15 protein-coding genes are annotated in these 19,073 nt (G+C 56.5%); 6 read left to right on the forward strand and 9 right to left on the reverse strand.

What is annotated here, in order from left to right:
* Window positions 1-433: 433 nt before the first annotated feature.
* The gene (locus VMJ32_09705) at window positions 434-808 is read left to right on the forward strand and encodes a hypothetical protein (protein HTQ39293.1); all 375 of its coding nucleotides are present in this window, start codon (window positions 434-436) and stop codon (window positions 806-808) included.
* Window positions 809-935: 127 nt separating this feature from the next.
* Here VMJ32_09705 and fabF read toward each other — a convergent pair whose 3' ends face one another.
* The 4 genes from fabF to VMJ32_09725 all read right to left on the reverse strand — a co-directional run bounded on the left by fabF (window position 936) and on the right by VMJ32_09725 (window position 4,033).
* On the reverse strand, window positions 936-2,219 hold the full coding sequence (fabF, locus tag VMJ32_09710) for a beta-ketoacyl-ACP synthase II (GenBank protein ID HTQ39294.1): 1,284 nt from the start codon (window positions 2,217-2,219) through the stop codon (window positions 936-938).
* 141 nt (window positions 2,220-2,360) lie between these two features.
* Window positions 2,361-2,918, reverse strand: coding sequence for a 3-hydroxyacyl-ACP dehydratase FabZ family protein (locus VMJ32_09715; GenBank protein ID HTQ39295.1), 558 nt, complete (start codon window positions 2,916-2,918; stop codon window positions 2,361-2,363).
* A 93-nt stretch (window positions 2,919-3,011) separates the two neighbouring features.
* On the reverse strand, window positions 3,012-3,398 hold the full coding sequence (locus tag VMJ32_09720; protein ID HTQ39296.1) for an acyl carrier protein: 387 nt from the start codon (window positions 3,396-3,398) through the stop codon (window positions 3,012-3,014).
* An 80-nt stretch (window positions 3,399-3,478) separates the two neighbouring features.
* Complete coding sequence (locus VMJ32_09725; GenBank protein ID HTQ39297.1) at window positions 3,479-4,033, reverse strand: 3-hydroxyacyl-ACP dehydratase FabZ family protein; 555 nt, start codon at window positions 4,031-4,033, stop codon at window positions 3,479-3,481.
* 510 nt (window positions 4,034-4,543) lie between these two features.
* Between VMJ32_09725 and VMJ32_09730 the strand changes: the two genes are divergently transcribed.
* The 3 genes from VMJ32_09730 (at window position 4,544) to VMJ32_09740 (ending at window position 6,062) form a co-directional block, all read left to right on the forward strand.
* Entirely contained in the window at window positions 4,544-4,993 is a 450-nt protein-coding gene (locus VMJ32_09730; protein ID HTQ39298.1) for an Hsp20/alpha crystallin family protein, read from the forward strand.
* 83 nt (window positions 4,994-5,076) lie between these two features.
* Window positions 5,077-5,481 (forward strand): Hsp20/alpha crystallin family protein, encoded by a 405-nt coding sequence (locus VMJ32_09735; GenBank protein HTQ39299.1) that lies wholly within the window; start codon window positions 5,077-5,079, stop codon window positions 5,479-5,481.
* A 74-nt stretch (window positions 5,482-5,555) separates the two neighbouring features.
* Window positions 5,556-6,062, forward strand: coding sequence for an Hsp20/alpha crystallin family protein (locus VMJ32_09740; protein ID HTQ39300.1), 507 nt, complete (start codon window positions 5,556-5,558; stop codon window positions 6,060-6,062).
* Between the two features lie 127 nt (window positions 6,063-6,189).
* On the opposite strand, the gene VMJ32_09745 is transcribed toward VMJ32_09740, so the two are convergent.
* The 3 genes from VMJ32_09745 to VMJ32_09755 all read right to left on the reverse strand — a co-directional run bounded on the left by VMJ32_09745 (window position 6,190) and on the right by VMJ32_09755 (window position 13,156).
* Complete coding sequence (locus VMJ32_09745) at window positions 6,190-9,639, reverse strand: secretin N-terminal domain-containing protein (protein HTQ39301.1); 3,450 nt, start codon at window positions 9,637-9,639, stop codon at window positions 6,190-6,192.
* Window positions 9,640-10,093: 454 nt separating this feature from the next.
* The gene (locus tag VMJ32_09750) at window positions 10,094-12,628 is read right to left on the reverse strand and encodes a glycoside hydrolase family 2 TIM barrel-domain containing protein (GenBank protein ID HTQ39302.1); all 2,535 of its coding nucleotides are present in this window, start codon (window positions 12,626-12,628) and stop codon (window positions 10,094-10,096) included.
* Between the two features lie 156 nt (window positions 12,629-12,784).
* Window positions 12,785-13,156, reverse strand: a complete 372-nt coding sequence (locus VMJ32_09755; protein HTQ39303.1) for a dockerin type I domain-containing protein — start codon at window positions 13,154-13,156, stop codon at window positions 12,785-12,787.
* Between the two features lie 853 nt (window positions 13,157-14,009).
* Here VMJ32_09755 and VMJ32_09760 point away from each other — a divergent pair.
* Window positions 14,010-15,398 (forward strand): hypothetical protein, encoded by a 1,389-nt coding sequence (locus VMJ32_09760; protein ID HTQ39304.1) that lies wholly within the window; start codon window positions 14,010-14,012, stop codon window positions 15,396-15,398.
* On the opposite strand, the gene VMJ32_09765 is transcribed toward VMJ32_09760, so the two are convergent.
* Entirely contained in the window at window positions 15,360-16,436 is a 1,077-nt protein-coding gene (locus VMJ32_09765) for an SUMF1/EgtB/PvdO family nonheme iron enzyme (protein HTQ39305.1), read from the reverse strand. The genes VMJ32_09760 and VMJ32_09765 overlap by 39 nt on opposite strands.
* 228 nt (window positions 16,437-16,664) lie before the next feature.
* On the opposite strand from VMJ32_09765, the gene VMJ32_09770 reads away from it, so the two are divergent.
* Window positions 16,665-17,000 (forward strand): hypothetical protein, encoded by a 336-nt coding sequence (locus VMJ32_09770; protein ID HTQ39306.1) that lies wholly within the window; start codon window positions 16,665-16,667, stop codon window positions 16,998-17,000.
* Window positions 17,001-17,787: 787 nt separating this feature from the next.
* Here VMJ32_09770 and VMJ32_09775 read toward each other — a convergent pair.
* Entirely contained in the window at window positions 17,788-18,807 is a 1,020-nt protein-coding gene (locus VMJ32_09775) for an IS110 family transposase (protein ID HTQ39307.1), read from the reverse strand.
* Window positions 18,808-19,073: the final 266 nt, after the last annotated feature.

Here is a 19,073-nt window from a genome sequence, read left to right on the forward strand (position 1 = left end):
GCTGCAATTGCGCAAGCGGGCGACGTATCCGCTGGCCGGCAGCGATTCGAAAAGCGTGGTGCTGGAGATCAAGCTGGCACAAGACGCGGAAATCACCGCGGAAGATGATTAACCTCGGCTGGTTTCCACGCTAGCAAACGTAGCGGTCGTAACGATTTGCTGGATTCTGCCGATTTTTCGGCCGATACAGCTATCAGAGGGTGTCGGTAGCCGAGGAGGGCTCAGACCGACCCACGACCCATCGGACGCCATTGCTGGCAGTTCTTAAAGCCGTCGACGGCATCGGTCAGGCGTGATCGGTGATTCTGTCGGTACTCGTCGCATTAATCGGGACGGCTTTGTGATAGCCGGTGATGTAAACCCAGCAGCGTGGTGGTTCCAGCCAGCGCCGCTGGTCGTGGCGCGCCGTCCATTTGCAAAGGAATATAAAGTCATGCGGAACATCTTGTTTGCCATGCTGGCTGCGTTTGTCGTTTCGGCCTCCAGCGGCTGCTGCGGAAATCATTGGTGGGGACATAAATGCGATAACTGTGGTTGCGGCTGCGATCAGGGGTGTGGATATTGCGGCCAGAATTGCGGCGCCTGCGGACCCGGCGGATGTGCCGGCGGCGGTTGTGCTGCGTGTGGCTGTTTAGACCACAATTCCGCTTGCTCGCCAATTCCCGATTGCGCTACGAACCGAGCCAATGTCGATTCGCAATTAGGTGGTCCGGCCGGGCCGCCTGCGGCGCAGGTAACGTATCCGTACTACACCGTCCGCGGCCCGCGCGATTTCTTTGCCAATAATCCGCCGAGCATTGGACCTTAAGGACTTGAATGACGAATGACAAAATCCGAATGACGAATGAATGAAACAAGCCCACGGGTTGCAACCCGTGGGCTTGTTTTGTTGACAACAACGTGTTGGAAATAGTATTCGATGGCGATGCTTTTGCTTATCCCTTGAAACGCCCGACGATGAGCGAGATGTTCTGCCCGCCGAAGCCGAAGCTGTTGCTCAAGGCCACGTCGCAGCGCGATTGCCGGGCGGCATTGGGAATGTAATCTAAATCGCACTCCGGATCGGGCGTGTCGTAATTGATGGTCGGCGGCAAAGCGTTGTCGCGGATGGCCATCAAACAAATCACCAACTCGGTGGCGCCTGCCGCGGCGATTAAATGACCCAGCATGCTTTTGGTGCTGGAAACCGGCACCTTGTAGGCGTGGTCGCCGAAAATGGTTTTGATGGCCAGCGTTTCGACCTTGTCGTTGACGTCGGTGCTGGTGCCGTGGGCGTTGATGTAATGCACGTCGGTGGGATTCAGCCCGGCATCTTCCAAGGCCAGCCGAATGCAGCCGGCGCCGCCGCGTCCTTCGGGGTGGGTATCGGTAATGCGATAAGCGTCGGCGGTGGAGCCGTAACCGAGCAACTCGCCGTAAATTTTTGCGCCGCGGGCTTTGGCGTGTTCGAGTTCCTCCACCAGGAGCATGGTGGACCCTTCGCCGAGCACAAACCCGTCGCGATCTTTATCGAACGGGCGAGAAGCCTTGGTGGGCGCATCGTTGCGGGTGGAAAGGGCGGTGAGCAGATTGAAGCCTGTCACGCCGAACGGATGGATCATGCTGTGGGTGCCGCCGGAGAGCATGATTTCGGCCTCGCCCCGGCGGATGAGTTCCGCGGCCTCTCCCACGGCCTGGCTGCTGGCGGCGCACGCGGTTAGACAGTTGGCGTTAGGACCTTGTGCGTTGAACATGGAGGCCAGATGCGCGGCGGGCATGTGCGGCTCCTGCTCCAATTCCGCCATGGGGTGGAGCGTTTCCAAACCCTCGCGGGTGAAGGCCGCCACATCAAGTTGTTCTCCCTCCAGCGCGTGCGCCATCATCCGCGTGAAGCTGGCAAAATCTTGCTGGCCTTCGCCGCTGCCCAAGTACACGCCGAAGCGGGTGGGATCGAACCGGCTGCCGTCCAATCCCGAATCTTGCATGGCTTGCTTGGCGGCGCCGGCGGCGAAGCGCGTGTGGCGACCGCGATATTTCCAACGCTCCGGGTCCTCGCCGGCATCGGCAATATCCCAATTTTTGACCTCGGCGGAAATTTTGGTGGGAAAATTGCTGGCGTCGAAATGCGTGGTGTAACCCACGCCCGATTCTCCCTTCAGCAGCCGCTGCCACATTTCGTCGACCGAATTGCCCAAGGGTGTGACGCAACCGACGCCGGTAATGACGACACGACGCTTCATAATAAAGTTCCTTATTCCACTGGCGGCGAAATTCCCGTCATGGCGAATGGCGCCGGATGACTTGAGCTGGGATGAATACTAGGCGGGCGAGGCTTTCTGGCAAAGATTGACGATGGGGGGAGAACTGGACTTCGTGGGGGATTATTTCACGGCCGCGTTTTGGGCGCTTAAGAACGGATCGCTTTCGGCCATGTGAGGGTGAATTTGGAGTGGGTTTCCGGCGGCATCGCGCCCAACTTCGTACAGTTTCAGCAGCCGCAGCCAGGAAAACAAATCGTAGGGGATAAACAATTCCAGCTTTTCGCCACGGGGAGTGTTCTGCTCCAAGTGGGCGAAGAAAATTTCGGCTTCGGCCTGGAGTTGGCCGTTGACGTGGCTGGTGACGGTGGCCATGGCGCCGTCTTCCTTGATGTCCTGCAGGACGGCGTGATAAGTGAGCACATCGCCCGGGGACGCTTCGCCGTGAAAGAGGGCCTTGGAAACTTTCGCCAAAATCACCTGCTTGGTGAAACCGCTATGTTCGCAGACCAATAAGCCGGCGGTTTGAGCCATGCCTTCCAAAACCAAGGTGTTGGGCATGACCGAGGCGCCGGGAAAATGATCGTGCAGATGATCTTCCGAGAGGGACAGCGTTTTGATCGCCGTGGCGCTGTGGCCGCTGACAAACTCGGTGAAGCGATCGATCCAAAACCAACGCATGGCGGCGAAAATCCTCAGACAAGAATCAAAGCACGGCCACCGTATGCTTGCGGCTTAGCGGCCATTCATCCCTAAACAACGCGCCGATTCCGATTACGGCAGTTTACTTTGCACGTAGTTGACTAAATCTTGCACAGTGAGCAGGTTTCCGAAGTTGGTGACGCGCGGGTCGGCCTCGAATTTTGTCAGGTCGACAAATGGCATGCGTTTTTTCAACTGCTCAATGCCCTCGGGCGTGACCTTGCCTTCGCGAATGTATTGCGCATTGCTGAGAATATCTTCGGGGAACAACTCGCCGCGTGGGATTTTGATGTTAAATGTTTTTTCCAGACGAAACACGATGTCGAGAAAATCGATGGATTCGGCTCCTAAATCGCCGACCATGGTGGCCTCGGGCGTCACTTCATCGTCGTCGACACCCAGCGCGTCGACCAAACAGTTGCGAACTTTCTCGAACACTTCGGCTTGCTGTACAGGCATGGATTAAAACCTCCCAGTGCGATCACAAAATAATTGAATTGCGGTATGGTTGTTGGTTGGCAAAGTGGATGTGTGCGCGATTATTGAATTACCGCCGGATTGAGGGGCACCGGCGAGATCACGGCATGGCTGCCATTTGCCGACGGAACTCCAGGCGAGGTTTCCATGGGCCGATATAAAATGTCGAACTGCTTTCGCATTTGGCGGATTACGTGGGCATCGGCACTGGCGCGAACCGGATTGCCGTCTGCCAGGTTGAATTGGGCCATCACCAACCGAGCGCCGACATTCACTTTTCCATCGACGGAGCCTTGCACTTTTAGTTTGGTCTGCTGCGGCGTGGCGCCAATAATTTCTGCCTTTACGGTCAGGGTTTGTCCGGGCTCGACGAAATCGGCATATTTAACGTTTCGTGCTTCACGCAGCACGACCATACTATGTTGAAAATTTTCGGTGGCGCGAATCAGCCAGGCCGAGGCTTGCGTGAGTGCTTCCAGCATAAACACGCCGGGCATAACAGGAAACTGCGGAAAATGGTCGGCCAGGTAGTCTTCGGCCAGGGCCAATCCTTTGATTGCCGTAATGCTTTCGCCGGGCTTCAGTTCGACAATGCGGTCCAGTAACTTAAAACGCATAACAACCGTCTGCGTAACACGCGACGGGTAGATAATGATCTGGGGGAACCACGAACCAGTCAGTATACGCGCTAGGGAATCGCTCCACAACCGCGTGCCGGTGCTGAAAATTGCTCGGAAGTGAGCTCGTGCCACGATCTTCGGAAAAAGCCGTAAACTTTTACAGTGTAAGGTTTCAGCGTCTGGACTGCCCATTTGAAATCGCGCCAAATGTGCGACTCAATCATTATCGGCAATCAAGGGTCGAGTGACGCCGAGTTCGGTTGTGACAGCGGATTAAACCCACTCTTTCTGTCAGTTTGGCAGCGTGTTACTGATAAGGCCTTCGATTGGCCGAAATTTGCCCATGCGTAACCATCTTACCAGCAAGCATTTAGAACGAGTCCGATCGTTGAATGGTTGGGCACGGACTTTGCTTATTGGGCTGCTGGGTGTGCCGCTTCTCAAGTTTCGAACGTCTAGATTAAAACTTCATTTACATAGAGACCCGTTCAACGGAGGAAACAAATCATGGTCATGCGAGGCAACGTCACTGTATACCCGCTTCAGCAATTGCGCGACGAGGTCGATCGTCTGTTCACTAACGTCATTACGCACCCGACGGTGAGCAGTGCGGCTCGGTTGGTAACGGGCCGGGGATTTCCCGCGGTAAACGTTTGGGAAGACAGCGACAACTTATTTGTCGAAGCGGAAGTGCCGGGCGTGAAGCCCGAGCAACTTGATGTCACCGTGGTTGGCAATGAGCTAACGATCAAAGGCCAGCGCCCCGAGGAGCAACAAGGCGATGCGGCGTTTCATCGGCGCGAACGTGGGCAAGGCGCTTTCACGCGCATCGTGCGGCTGTCGAGCGAAGTCAATGCGGACAACGTGCATGCTGAGCTGAACGACGGCGTACTGTTGCTTACGCTGCCCAAGGCCGAAGCCGCCAAGCCACGGAAGATTAAAGTGAAAACCGAGTAAGATGAGTCGTCTTCGAAAATCGAATGAAACTCACAATTGAAAATTAAAATCATTGAGAGACCCTACAAACAGGAGGCTGAATCATGTCTGTTGAAACCACCATCAATCAGGAACCTGGCGCCGCCGAAGTATTGCCACCGGAACACACCCGGGGCGGGCCGTATTATCGTCCGAATGTCGACATTTTTGAGTTGCCCGATCAACTCGTGGTATTGGCCGATGTACCGGGCGCCAAAAAAGACCAGATCGACGTGCGATTTGAGGACGGTTCGTTGAGCATTCACGCCCACGTGAACGAGCGGCAGGAATCGCAAGGGCCGTATGTGCGGCAAGAATATGGGGTGGGAGATTTTTATCGGACGTTCCGCGTGAGCGAGCAGATAGACGCTTCGCGGATTTCCGCGGAATACGCGTCGGGGGTATTGACGCTGCACTTGCCGAAAGTGGAAGCGGTAAAACCACGCAAAATTAAGGTGGCGGCGAAGTAATTGTTGAACCACGGAGAATTGGGGCAGGCGATGCTTGGGCCGATTCGTCATTCCAAAATGGAGGAGGAAAAGCCATGAACCTTGTGCCTTGGAAAAACAAATCGGGAGAAACGCCGGAGGGGCGGCTGTCGCCGCTTATGGAATTTCGCTCGGAAGTGAACCGCTTGTTCGATTCTTTCCTGCGCGAGCCGTTCGATTCGCTCAGCGAATCGGTGGCCTCCTGGGGCCGTTGGGCGCCGGCGCTGGATGTTTCGGAAAGCGATACCGCCGTTACCGTGCGGGCGGAAGTGCCAGGAGTGGATCCGAAAGAAATCGAGATTACGGTCACTGGCGACCGGCTGACCATTTCCGGCGAGAAGAAAGAAACGGTGGAGAAAAAAGATCGCGATGTGTTCCACCGCGAAAGCCGCTACGGCAGCTTTAGCCGCACGTTGCAATTGCCCGCCAGCGTTGATCCGCAGCACGTGACCGCCGAGCATGCCAACGGCGTGCTAACCATTACGCTGCAGAAAACGCCGGCCGCCACGGCAAAGAAAATTGTGGTGAAAAGCCACAGCGACAAGCAGCACGCGAAAAGTTAGACCGAAGTACGATTCGGTATTGCGTGTTCAAAATGGCCGGACGGCCACGCCGTACGGTCCGGATGCTGTGAGTATCCGGCTACTTTCGGCATGTTCGTGCGAAATCCTCTGAGCGTTCAATCGGTAATCAACGGTTGTTGTTCTGTCCGTTATTATTGTTGCCGTTGCCGCCGAAGCCGTTATTGTTGTTTCCGCCGGGGCCATTGCGACCGTTATTCCAACGGTTACGGCGATCTTGATCGTTGCCATTCTGATTGGCGTTGGCGGCGTTTCGCTTGGCGGCTTCCGGATCGGCCACGTTTTTCAGCGCGTCTTTAATCAGCGGATCGTCCAGCGCGCCGCCGACGCTAATCACGCGCACGACCGGCTCGACGGGCTTGGTGGAATCGTCGAGCTTGTGAATCATGCCGATCACGTCGGTCAGTAGGAATTGCGGGGCGGATACGACCAGGGAATTTGACGTGGGGTCCACTCCCACCGACAGCAATCCCTTGAACCGCGGAACGCCGTTCGTGGTGTCTTGCCGGTTGCCCATGTCGTAAAAGCTGTAAAAGGGCCGCTGCTGCTGTTGCTGCTGCGGATTCCCCGTGGCGGCCAGGGCTTTATCGTTGGGGCTGAGCAAATCGCGGTAGACTTCTTTGATAATGTCGCTGACCGCTTGCGCTTTGGCGTATTTAACGGCCACGATTTGGGTGCGGCGGATCGATTGCGAATCGGGCGGCTCCTCGCGGTCGTACAATTCAATCAGCGATTTAATTTCCGCCAATTGGTCGTCGTCGGCCCCTTGCACCAAAATCGAATTCGTCACCGGATCGGGGGTGAAGCGGAGCGGCTCGCGCTTCGACAGGCGGTTGCGATCTTCCTTCTTCTCCTGCGGCTGTTCGTCGAAGAAATAATAGACCGAGAAGTTATCGCGTTGTTTTTGTGCCTCTTCGGAGAACACGGTTTCCAGCAGGCTGGCCACGTCCTTGGCGTAGGTGTGCTTGAGCATGAAAACATGGTAGCGTGAATCGGCGGGGGAGAGTTCGTCCACGAGTTTCATGAACTGATCGAGCGCGGCCGGATCGCGCGAGGTGACAATCAAACCCTGCGGGCCACGGGTGATGGAAATTGCGGGCGACGCCGAAGACGATGCGAAGGGCGATCCGGAGGCAGCGTTTCCCGCAGGCGTGTTGTCCGCCGTGCGACGATCGTCCGGCGGCATTCGCAGCGGTGAGCGATCCGCGTTGGAATCAGCCCCATCGACATCGTTGGCCGCCACGGTATTGATGGTCGCCGGTTGGGCGGTTTTCTCCACCGCCGTCTCCAATTTCTCCGCTGCGGTAGCCGGCTGTGGTAAACGTAGCAGCTGTTCTTCCGGTGAGTTGTCAATCGAAACGCTGAATGCCGGACCGCCGGATGGCAGCCTTAAAGGAATGATGGCCGTGGCCGAGGGGGACGCATGTGCGGGCTGTTTTTTTTCCTGCTTTTCACTTTTATGTTCTGAATCTGAGTTTTCCGAATCCGACTGGCCGTGCGCGCGTTCTGAGGTGTGGCTCTTGTCGCTCGATGCGCCGTTTTTGTCGGGCGTGTCGTCGGTCGAACTGCCTTTACTGCCGTCGCGGTTGCGGGAGCTGTCGGAATCTTTCGGGTCATCAACATTTAACTGTAGCGGCGTCGGGCTGAGCGAAGGCCATACGCGCTGGAGCTGATCTAACAACCGGCTGGTATCGCGGCCGGGTTCACTGTGGATGACCCGCATGTTGTCGCCCTGCGTGTTGCCGAAGGGGTCTTCGCCCAGTTTGATGAGCAGGGCGCGAATTTCCTCCAGTTCGATGTCGTTGACTCGCAGCAGAAGGCGGTTGTGCTTGGTATCGGCCTCGACCTGAAAGCCGCCGTCTTTGGATTGCTCCGGCGCTCGGTAATCGCCGAAGACATAGCGCGGCCGGGTGGCGTCTTTGTTGGGGCCGCGCATCAAAAACTCGATGGAGCCGGCCACGTAATCGGCATCCAGCTTGCGAAGCTGGACCACTTCAAACCGCCGCGCGCTGCCATCCAGTTTTTCGATGAGCGCGCGCACGGTAACGTGATCGACCAGCGGACCGCTGACGATGATGGCGTGGTTTACGTTGTCGACTTCCAACCGCGTGGACGGATCGAGATTGCCCAGGTCTTTCAGCACGCTGACGATGGGCGCGGGATCGGCCGCCACCAGGCGATACATTTGCACGCGCTGCACGGCGGCCAGCGGCGAAACGCCGGCGGTGGGCACGTCGAGCAACTGCACTGCCTGCTCGATCACGGCCAGCTTGTCCGGCGTGGCCAGCGCCATAATGCTGTTTTCGCGGCGGTTAATGGTCAGATAAATTTTTTCTTCCTGTTGCTGCTGCCGCGGCTTTTTATCGCCGCCGTTTTGCTGCTGGGCTTGCTGCTGCATTTGCTGCATCATCTGCTGCATTTGCTGCATCTGGTCGTTATTGTTGCCGCCGCCGCCGGGTGTTTTTTCCGGCGGAATTCCCAGCAATTGCTTGAGCGTGGCCAGCACGTCGTCGGCCCGGGCGTTGTGCAGCTGGAATTCGCGCAGTTGATGCTCTTTGCCGCTTTCGCCTTGCTCGGCGCCGACCACTTCGCGAACCCGGCGCAACGTGCCGGCGGTGTCGAGAATATCCAAGCGATTGGTGGTTTTCAGGGCGCTAATGTGCTCTTTGCCGACGGGGCTGAGCAGCGGCTTCAATTCTTCCACCATCGGCTCCGCTTGCAATCGATCTAAATTGAAAAAGATTCGCACCAATTCGAACGTGCCGCGGCCGTCCAACTCCGACGGGAGCACCACCGGGACCAGGCTGACGTCCAAATGCTTTAAGTCCGAGACAATCAACACTTCGCCGTTGCGCAGCAGCGTGAAGCCCTTAGTGAGCAAAATGGAATTGATTAAATCGCGGGCCTCGGCCACGGTGTATTTGCGGCGCGTCGCCAGATCGAGGTAGCCGCCGGGCACCTCCTCCCAATCGAGGCTCATGTGCGAAATGTCGGCCAGCCATTCCAGCACCGCTTGCCACGGCTGCCCGCGAAAGCTGAACGAAACCATTCCCTCGGCATCGGGTTGCACTTTCAGTTCCGTGGGGTCGGGATCCTTGGCGGGCTTTTCCGGGCGTTTGACCGGCTGCGGCGATTCGGCGGCCGATTTATCTTTCGATTTGTCTTTGTCCGCATCGGCCGATTTGTCGTCCGCGCTTTTGCCTTCGTCCGGCTTGGCGGCGCCGTCGGCGTGGTCTTTCTTTTCGCCGTCTTTGCTCTCTCGATCTTTGGCGGCAGCATCGTCTTTGGCAGGCGTGGCTGCATCGGCAGGTTTCGCGTCGGCGTTTTTAGAAGCATCGGACCCCGGTTCATCGGCCCGTACCTGCGAAATCGGCGCAGCCAAGAAATTGAAACTGAGAAGTCCAAGCGCCAGAGCGCAGCCCAGGGTCAACTCGCAAGTTATCGCCGCCAGAAAAGAGAACAGAACCGCCCTGCACTGCCGGCGCACCGGTAGCGCGGCGGCCGCTTTGCGCAGATTGCGATTGGGTGACGGCTGCGTCACGGTTACTCCCCGATTCATTTCCCGCACATGCCAGAGAACAGAGACAATCGGCCCGCTGATCCGTGCGGCCCACCTGCAATTGGGGATTCGCCCGCTAGTTTACACAACTAGCCCACGGGGGGCAAGTTTTTTGGGCGGGGGCAGTGGGTCAGTACTAATTCTAGGAATTCCCAAGCGACGGCGCTGATTACTTCCGCCAGCGCTTATCACTGAAGCGCCAGACCTGAATCGCAAGCAAGATCATTGCGGCGATTACGACATAATGCCACGGGCTAATTTGCATCCCCCCCCATCATATACGATTCGCCTTGCAAAGCTGCTGGGTGGCACTGGCTTTGCCAGTGTTTTTTTGTGTGGTACGCAGCACTGGCAGAGCCAGTGGCACCCGTGCGACGGCTGTCCCCCTGCCGTTTGCTTTGGGGAAACGCCAGCGGCTGAGGACAGCCGCTTCTACATTTCACACTGACCCGCGCTATTTCCCCGCTTCCGGTTTCAGCGTGATGTTCACCGTCGCCGGCTCCAACCCTTCGGCCGTGGCCGTCAGCTTGGCCGTGCCGCCGGTTTCTTGGGCGCGAACAATCGCCAGCGCCAGGCCGTGGAACGCTTTGCGGGAATCGACGCCTTGGAATTGCTCGTGATTCGTGGGGTCGCCGTTTTCCAGCCCGGCAATTGCCGCCGGCCCGTCGAGCTTGAACTTGATTTCGTTATCCGCATCCGGACAAACGTGGCCATCTTTATCGATCACGCGGGCGGTCACAAAACTCAAGTCGTCGCCATCAGCGTAAATCTTAGAGCGATCGGCCTTCAGCTCCAACTTGGCTGGCTTCCCGGCGGTGGTCACTTCGTCGGTGGCCCACTCTTTGCCGTCTTTTTTCGCCACGGCTTTGAGCGTGCCCGGCTCGAAGGGGACTTTCCACTCGTAATGGGTTTGCACCAGGTCTTTTGCTTCCTTCGTGCCCAGCGATTTGCCGTTCAGGAATAGTTCCACCGAATCGCCGTTAGTGAAGGCCCACACCGGAATTTCCTTGCCGGCAAATTGCTCCCAATTCCAATGCGGCAGCAAATGCACCATGGGCTTGTCGGACCACGACGCCTGATAAATGTAGAAGCGGTCTTTCGGGAAGCCGGCCAAATCGACAATGCCGAAATACGACGACCGGGCCGGCCACGGAAACGGCGTGGGCTCGCCGATGTAATCGAAGCCGGTCCAGACAAACTCGCCGGCCACCCAGGGATGCTTTTTCAACGCCAGCAAGCTAGTTTCGGCCGTGTGGCCCCACGGCGGACGATCTAAATCGTAAGACGTGCATTGCGTGTCTGGCCGAATTTTAATTTTCACCTGCCCGTCGTCATTCAAATATAAGCCGTATTCGCCGCGCGTGGAAAGCGCCGAGGCGGTTTCCGAAGCGATCAGCTTGCGGTCATCTTTGTGGTCGACATCGTAGTTGTTGATGTTGTAGTTAATGCCCATCACGTCCAGGGCGTCGGCAAAGCCGGTACGGACAGCGCTATTGGGGTTGTTGCAGGCGGACACGGTTGGGCGGGTGGGATCTTCGCGGTGGGCGATGTCGGAGAGCCGCTTGGCCATTTCGCCGCCATTTTTGGCGCCTTGTTCGGGAATTTCGTTCCCGATGGACCAGAGCACCACGCTGGGATGGTTCCGATCACGGTGGATCATGGCGGTGATGTCAGGCTCCGACCAATCGTCGAAAAAGCGACCATAGCCCATCTTGGTTTTGGAACGTTTCCATTCGTCGAAGGCTTCATCCATGACGACAAAGCCCAATTCGTCGGCCAGGTCAAGACATTCTTTGGCCGGCGGATTGTGGGAGGTGCGCAGCGCGTTATCGCCCATGTCTTTCAGAATTTGCAGTTGCCGCTCCATGGCCCGAGTGTTGAAGGCCGAGCCCAGCGCGCCTAAATCGTGGTGGTTGCAAGTGCCCTGAATTTGCAGCCGCTTGCCGTTGAGCAAAAAGCCGTTGTCGGCGGTGAACTCGATGGTGCGGAAGCCGATGCGGTCGGTGACGGCATCGGTCGGCTGTCCCCCTTCCGAAACGGTGGTGAGGGCGCGGTACAAATGCGGGGAATCGACGGACCATAAGTGCGGACTGGAGACGGTGCACTTGGCCGACAGGGTGGCTTCGCTGTGGGCGGGAATAGCCTGTTCGTCGGAGGTCGCTTCCGCCACGGCGGTTCCAAGAGGAGCATTGTTGAAGTCGCGGCTTTCCTGGTCGGCGCCGCGGACGCCCAAGTCGAAAATTTTCGTGGAGAATTTGCACTTCTGTTCGGCATCAGAATCGTTGCGGACCGTCGTTTTTACGGTGACCGTGAAATCGTTGGAATCGGCCCCGGCTTTCTCCGAAACTACATAAGTACCCCACGGAGCAATATGCACCGGATCGGTAATCACCAAATGCACGGGCCGGAAAATGCCGGCGCCGGAGTACCACCGCGAGCAGGGCTGTTCCACATTGCAGCGCACGGCCAGGGTGTTGGGCGCGTCGAATTTGAGATCGTCGGTAATGTCGTACTGAAACGGCGTGTAACCGTAGGGATGATTGCCCAGCAGCTTACCGTTGAGATAGACATCGGAATTCATGTACACGCCGTCGAACACCATCGCCACACGCTTTCCCTTGGCTGAGGCCGGCGGTGTAAAGGTTTTTCGATACCAGGCGACGCCGGCATCCAAATAACCGCCGCCGCCGTCTTGAACAGCCTTCTGCTGACGATTGTCGTAGTGCGAACTGCCGGGGGAGTCAGGATCGAACGGCCCTTCCATTTTGCTGGGATCTTTTCCCGGCGGACCTTCGATGCTGTAATCATGCGGCACGTTCAAGGTGCGCCAGGTAGAATCGTCGAAGCCGGGCTGGCTGGCATCGGCGGGATCGCCCAGTTGAAACTTCCACTGCTGATTAAATGGCAGCGTTTGGCGTTGGGCCTCGGCCATGGCGGTGCTGGCGGCTAAAACAATGGCGCTAAATATCCCGGCGAGATGAACTTGCATAATCGTGCGTCCTCAAAACGACAACTGGGTGTCAATGCATGGCTCGGGCCCAAGGAACGACCTCAGACTCCGGTTCTGGCAACTCCCCACGGCAGTAGCACGCGCTCCTCTAAGATACGGCAATTCTAATCTGCCGGTACTGCTTCGCAAGTGTGGTCAGGCCCAAGTGCCGACGGCGAATCGTAGCGCACGAAGCGCGGCCCTTGGCCAACGTTGGAACACTGGACAGACCGCCGCCAGGCACAAGGCGATGGTTGCCGACGGAGGCTTAGACATCGCCGCGTCCGAGCCACCACCCGTTTTAAGAAACTGGAGCCATGATTGCAAATCGGCGATGCTCACTTTGCCGTCGTGATTCAGGTCGCCGATGGAGAACCGCTGCGCAATGCTGAGGCTTTTGGCCATTTCAAAATCGGGCAGATCGGCCAGAGCCAATTCCATGGCTTTGATGTCCGCTGCGTCAACACTGCTGTCACGATTGAAATCGCCCAGCTTGAACGGCTGAGTGATTAAATCGTAGCCGATCACATCGACCGCCGGCTGTTAACCGACATTACGCATGGCGACTGAGGACCGTCGCCCTTATATGTTTCAAACTAACCCCTTACCCATCGTGGGTTAAGAGCACAATACCCCGCCGACTGCACCGGTCGGCAATTCGGACATTTAACCACAAACTAACCTACGACCAATTGCCATTTACACCGCGGTGGAAGCCGTTTACCATTGCCGGCTCTCTTTTCCGAGGACCGGATGCGCAACGTGTTGCTTCTCATCGCCCTGGCAATAGCGGCCGCCTCGGGCTGCTGCATGCTCAAATTGCACAGCCCGTTCCCGTTTGTCGATGCGCCAGGTCGAGAAACGAGTTTACCCGATCTCCAGAAGCACGATTCGGACCAACCGCAGAATTCGAATCGGTCGATTTGCTCCGGTAGCGTCCAATCTCCTGCTGGTAACGAGCGGCAAAACGGAACGGATCATATCAGTTGATATGCCGGCCGACCGCGCCCAGACCGTTCCGGGGTCTAGGAATTGCGCCACTTGTAAATGCATATTCCTGCGCCGATTACCGCAAAAAAAATCCCGCCTCGCCATTCCCACAATTGCAGATCGAGCCTGCCGGGCGCTAAAAGATGGTTGATTTGTTGGTCCACCCAATGCGCAAAATCGGTTTGAGGAAACAGCAACAGCAACACGGCGAACGCAAAACAAACGATCGCGGCAATCATTCCTCGCATGATCGGGCCCTGGCAGTTTTCAGCCCCTGCCAAACGATTCAGGGGGCATAAAGAGTGCCAGACGATGAAATTATTTCCGGCCGGACACAAAGTTGGCAGTATTTGGTGAAATGGATTAGACTTTGTGCTGAGAGAGCCCAGCGATGCAACTGACGCGCAATTTCTATGCCATTGGGACGGTCCTCGTTGGACTGTTCTTGTGCGGCGCTGTGCAAGGGGCGACTTATTACGTGGCCACCAATGGGAGCGACACCGGAGCGGGAACATTATCGCAGCCGTTTGCCAGCATTGCGCAAGCGCAACAGGCGGCATCATCGGGCGATACGGTTTACATTCGCGGAGGCACGTACACCAACTTTTCTGTGGCAGCGACCGATGCCACTTACCAGTACGTCCTTAATTTCACCAAGAGCAACATCAACTACCTGGCATATCCTGGAGATCCGTCCCCGATTCTCAATTTTTCCAACATTGCTCCCACGACCCTGCGAGTCTGTGGCATTCAAGTCACTGGATCGAACGATACCTTCCAGGGAATCAATGTCACCGGAGTTCAGGCAGGAACTTTGAAGCAAGCCGACAATTGGCGAATTACCGGCAATGGAAACACCTTCAACGAGATCGTGACCCACGATGATCAAGGGAACGGAATGTATTTTTTGTCGCATTCGTCGAACAATTTAGTTCTCAACTGCGATTCCTACAATCTCGTCGGTGTGAATGGAATATCGGCCGGAAACACCGACGGCTTTGGCTGTCATTCCGCGGGCTCGGGCAATGTTTTCCGAGGAGACCGTTCCTGGGGCAACAGTGACGACGGCTACGACTGCATTGACAATTCCGGCGGCGGGGTCACCTTTGACCACTGTTGGGCGTACGATAATGGACGCTTTGACGGAAACAAAAACGGCTTTAAGATCGGCGGCTTTGGCGACACCGGCGGCAGTTTTCCCGATCCACCGTCGGCGAATACCGTCGAGTTCTGCCTGTCGGCCGACAACGGCGCCAACGGGTTTTATGCCAACCATCAGCCGGGGCAGGCCGCCAACTGGTACAACAACACCGCCTACAACAATCACGGCAACTTCAACATGCTGGAGGCGATAGATACCAGCCCGGAAAACAGCAGCGTTCCGGGAACGCGCGAAGTTCTGCACAACAACCTGGCGTATGTGGGAACGGGCGTATCGAACCTCGACGAAACTGGAAGCATGGTGGCGAACAATTGGTTCACACTGCCCGTGACCGTCAGCGCCGCGGATTTCCAGAGCTTGGATGCCACCCAAATGACGCTGCCTCGTCAGGCCGACGGCAGCCTGCCCGACATCGCGTTTATGAATTTGGCCGCTGGGAGCGACCTGATTGACGCCGGCCTGAATGTCGGCTTGCCTTACCTCGGGGCCGCGCCCGATTTGGGCGCGTTTGAAACCGTTCCCGAGCCCAGCACCTTCATCCTGGCCGTCTTGGCGTTTGGGTTGTTAGTCGCTTTGCCTTCACGTCGGCCAGCGCTTCGCGCGCCACAGCAAGCCTAGAGAGGCTAGTGCTAAGAGAATAACGCTGGAAGGTTCGGGAACGAGTGCCACGCGGAATCCGGTGGCGCCGACTTCGTAGAGATCGCCGGACGAAGGACCGTAGTCGTACAGTTCTTCCGGTCCATAGTAGCTAAGTAGTAATTGAGGAGAGAGGGAGGTATCGGACCACGAATCACCGCTTAAACCGCGGATGCGGGCGCCATCAATCAGCGTTTCATTCCACTGGAAAACATCGCCCCCCATGTCAAAAGCGCCGTAGGGGCTGGCGGAAGCCGTGTAGGCCCCCACATCGGTCAGATAATTCTGCGTGCTGCTTAAAGTTGACGAACCGGTAACAGCGTAACCGGTTGTTGGATCGTAAAAGTTGGCGGTGTCTGGCGTGTTGCCCGGCGGAGCTGAAGTGGTGGGAGCAGTGTCGATGGAAAATGGATAAATATTGTATGTTTTAGTGGAAGGATTATAGTATGCCGCTTTGTACCATTCATCTTCGGTGGGAATCACCCAAGTGGCATTGGTGTTGCGGGTGGGAAATAGAACGCCAGTGTTAAGCGTGTACGAGCCCGTTTCAGTCGTGTTCGCACCTTCTGCACCGTCCGGCTGGCCGTTATAAAGCCAATTGGCAAATCGAGCCGCATTGCTCCAACTAATGTAGGCAATAGGATGATTAGGAGAACCGATCACGCTGTACGTGTAACTGCCCGAGGCGCCATTCTGCTGGATTCCGGCGACGTGCAGGTCCGTCGCCATGTTGGAAACGTAAAGCCCATAAGGATCGGTCGCCGCCACAGCGTTCAGAAACTCCGTGTACTGGCCCACGGTCACGTCATATTCGCCAATGCTATAGTTGTAGCCGACCGATCCAATTCCACGAATGGAACCGAAGTTTAGTTGATTAGCCGTATTGCCCGGATTACCGACTGACACGGTGACCAGGCTGGTTTGCCCGTCGGGCATGTTGAACACATCGGCGAAAGCGGTTCGGAAAAAAACAAATGAAATCGCGCAAAGCAGCGCGAGTGAAACCAAGAAGCGTTTCATCGAGCGGGCTCCGAATTCAATGGTGCAACTGAACCGTGGAGCCTTGCCTCTGTCCCAACCCATCGACTGACGCCTCCCCACTATAGCCGTGAAGTGGGGGCCACACAAGCAACTTTTCGCCGCATTGAGGCCGACAGCGCACTGAAAAAAACCGCCGGAGTTGACGGATGCGAACAAGACACATCGCGTCGGTCAACGACCCTCGCTAACATACTCAGCGAGTCAGCGATGCAAATCGTCGGTCTGGCCGATGTAGCGCCGGCCAACGACATCATTCACATGAACATAAACAAAGTAGTTCAAGCTCCCCGAGTAGGACTCGAACTGGGTCACGTAAGCAAGAATCCTAGCAAAGACTTATGTAAATCGCCAGATTCCAGCGCTGCACAATCCGGTGCAATTCCGTCAAATTTTGACGCATCTTCCGATACGTCGAACAGCGGAATGGTCGGATCACCCAACCCTGACCTGGCTTTGATCATCTCTCGTTGGCCCACGTTGTCTTCTGACATCAAGAAACAGATCCTGTCTTTGCTGAGCGGGGCAACACAGGATGATCCGTGAAAATTCAAATGTCAAAAAGCGTTCCCGATATTCCCATAATTATCCGTCACACGCCTAAGGACTCTTCGGCAGCTAGGAGCGGTGTCGCTTGATCACGGCCGCCAACTTTAGCCGGGGTTCTGGAAATTCCGCAAAAACGCGCGTTTGACAAGCAGTACTTTTTCGAGTCGATTTTTGGCTGCTGCATAGAGGTTTTCTGCCAAAACGGCTCTGCAAATAGCTCAAAGTCGAAGCCGTCTCCGACGTGGCAAAGCGCCAGTGTTTTTCACGAAAACGATCGATATCTTGCCGCCTCAACCCGGGCCCCAGCGCACTAAATCTGTGCTGGAATTTCGTCGCTTTCACACCGCGTTTGAGGATACAAAACAATAGGTAATCTAAGGGAACCCCCCCAGGTCAATCCCTATGAAAACGCAGCACAATCCGCCCCTGCTACCGCGCCCAAACTTGTGAGAGCTTTGGCTCCTAATTCAGGCCGTTTGATCCACTGCGACAGTGCCCATTTGAAATGGAATTGCAATGAAGGCCCGGCTCTAGGTCTAATCTCGTAAGGCTGATCGCTTCGCCGCGACTTCCGGGTAGTGTCCGTCAAGGTGCGCATCCATGAGGAAGCCCGAGTCAAGGGGTAGCGGGTAAATCACGGGAACTCCCAAGCATCCATCCGGCATCCCTGACGTGCAGGCCGCCATGAGCTGAATTCGGCCGTCCCCATTCACATTTTCGGCATCAACGTGCCATGCGCATCCTACGGGGTACGGTTTGGTTCCCGCTATCTCCTTCACATTGGTCATGCAGCTGGTGCTTCCCTCCAGGGTTGCCCGGATTTCAGGATGGCCAACATCACCCTCAAAACGTAATGGGCGGTGGCCACCAGCGCGATTTTCTTTCGGATTTCCTGACCTTGATAAATTCGATCGAAGTGGGCGCGGATGGTCGGTGACCGCTGAATGCCTTGCCAAACGGCTTCGACAAGAAGATGCCGGACCGTGGCGGGGCCTTGCCGTGTAATGTGTCCGAGTCGGTTCGTCGAGCCAGATTGGTCTTGGCTGGGCACAAGGCCAAAGTAGCTGCCAATGGACTTCGTATCCGCAAAACGGTCGGCGCGATCCACGTAAGCTAAGACCGCCTCCGAGGTGCGAGGCCCAATGCCCGGGATCGTCTGGAGAAGCTGAACCTGTTTGTTTCCCGTAGCGAGTCGATCAAGCGCTTGGTTCACGATTTGCACTTGCTGCGCAAACAGCGCCAACTCTTCCAGGAGCATCAAACGACGTGAGTGATGGGTCTGGCTCGGCAGTTCCACGGCCTTCAGCCATTCGACACCCTCGTTGGTCCAGAGACGCCAGGTGCGTGGTGTGGCGATGCCGCAAGCGCGCAACAGGCTTCGTAACGAGTTTTTCGTGCGGGTTCGCTTCATCATCAAACGCTTGCGATGCTCGATGAGCTCGCGCCAGGTCCGCACCTCCTCCGAGGGAACATGGACTGCAGGCACTTCGTCGAGGAACATGAGCTTCGCTAACTTCTCCGCGTCAATCCGATCGTTCTTGCGTTTGGACCGAAAGATGAGTCGCAGTTGCCCTGGGTGCGCTACCACAACCCGGTGAGCAAAACGCATCAGCACATCGTACAAGTGCCCATACCCGCACGACGCTTCAAAGCAGACGGCTAACGGCTCATTCCAAGACTCCAAAACCGCCACGACATCCCTCCAGGCGCCACGCACTTTGAGCTGCTTGACGATGCAACCTTGATCGTCCAGTGCGCAAATTGTCGTGTGCCGCAAGTGAAGATCCAAACCCACGTACCACATAGGAACCTCCTTCGTGTTGAGTGACCTGGCCTCAGCCACGCTACTCCACTCCGGGCTTCCTTCATAGTTTCACAATTGATTTTGGCTAGTGCCTGGAACTGGGTTGTTTCCTGTTTGGTTTTTCGTGTCCGTTCGGCGAAGGTACCCGTCTTCACGTCCGGCTTGCAGCACAATACCTGTATCATTCGATCTTACCCATGCACAATCGTCGAAGTCGATCACCGTCGTGTCAATCACGTCGCTTACGTGTTTCGATCGCGAGATTT

The organism is Pirellulales bacterium (genome assembly GCA_035499655.1).
Taxonomy (GTDB): Bacteria; Planctomycetota; Planctomycetia; order Pirellulales; family JADZDJ01; genus DATJYL01.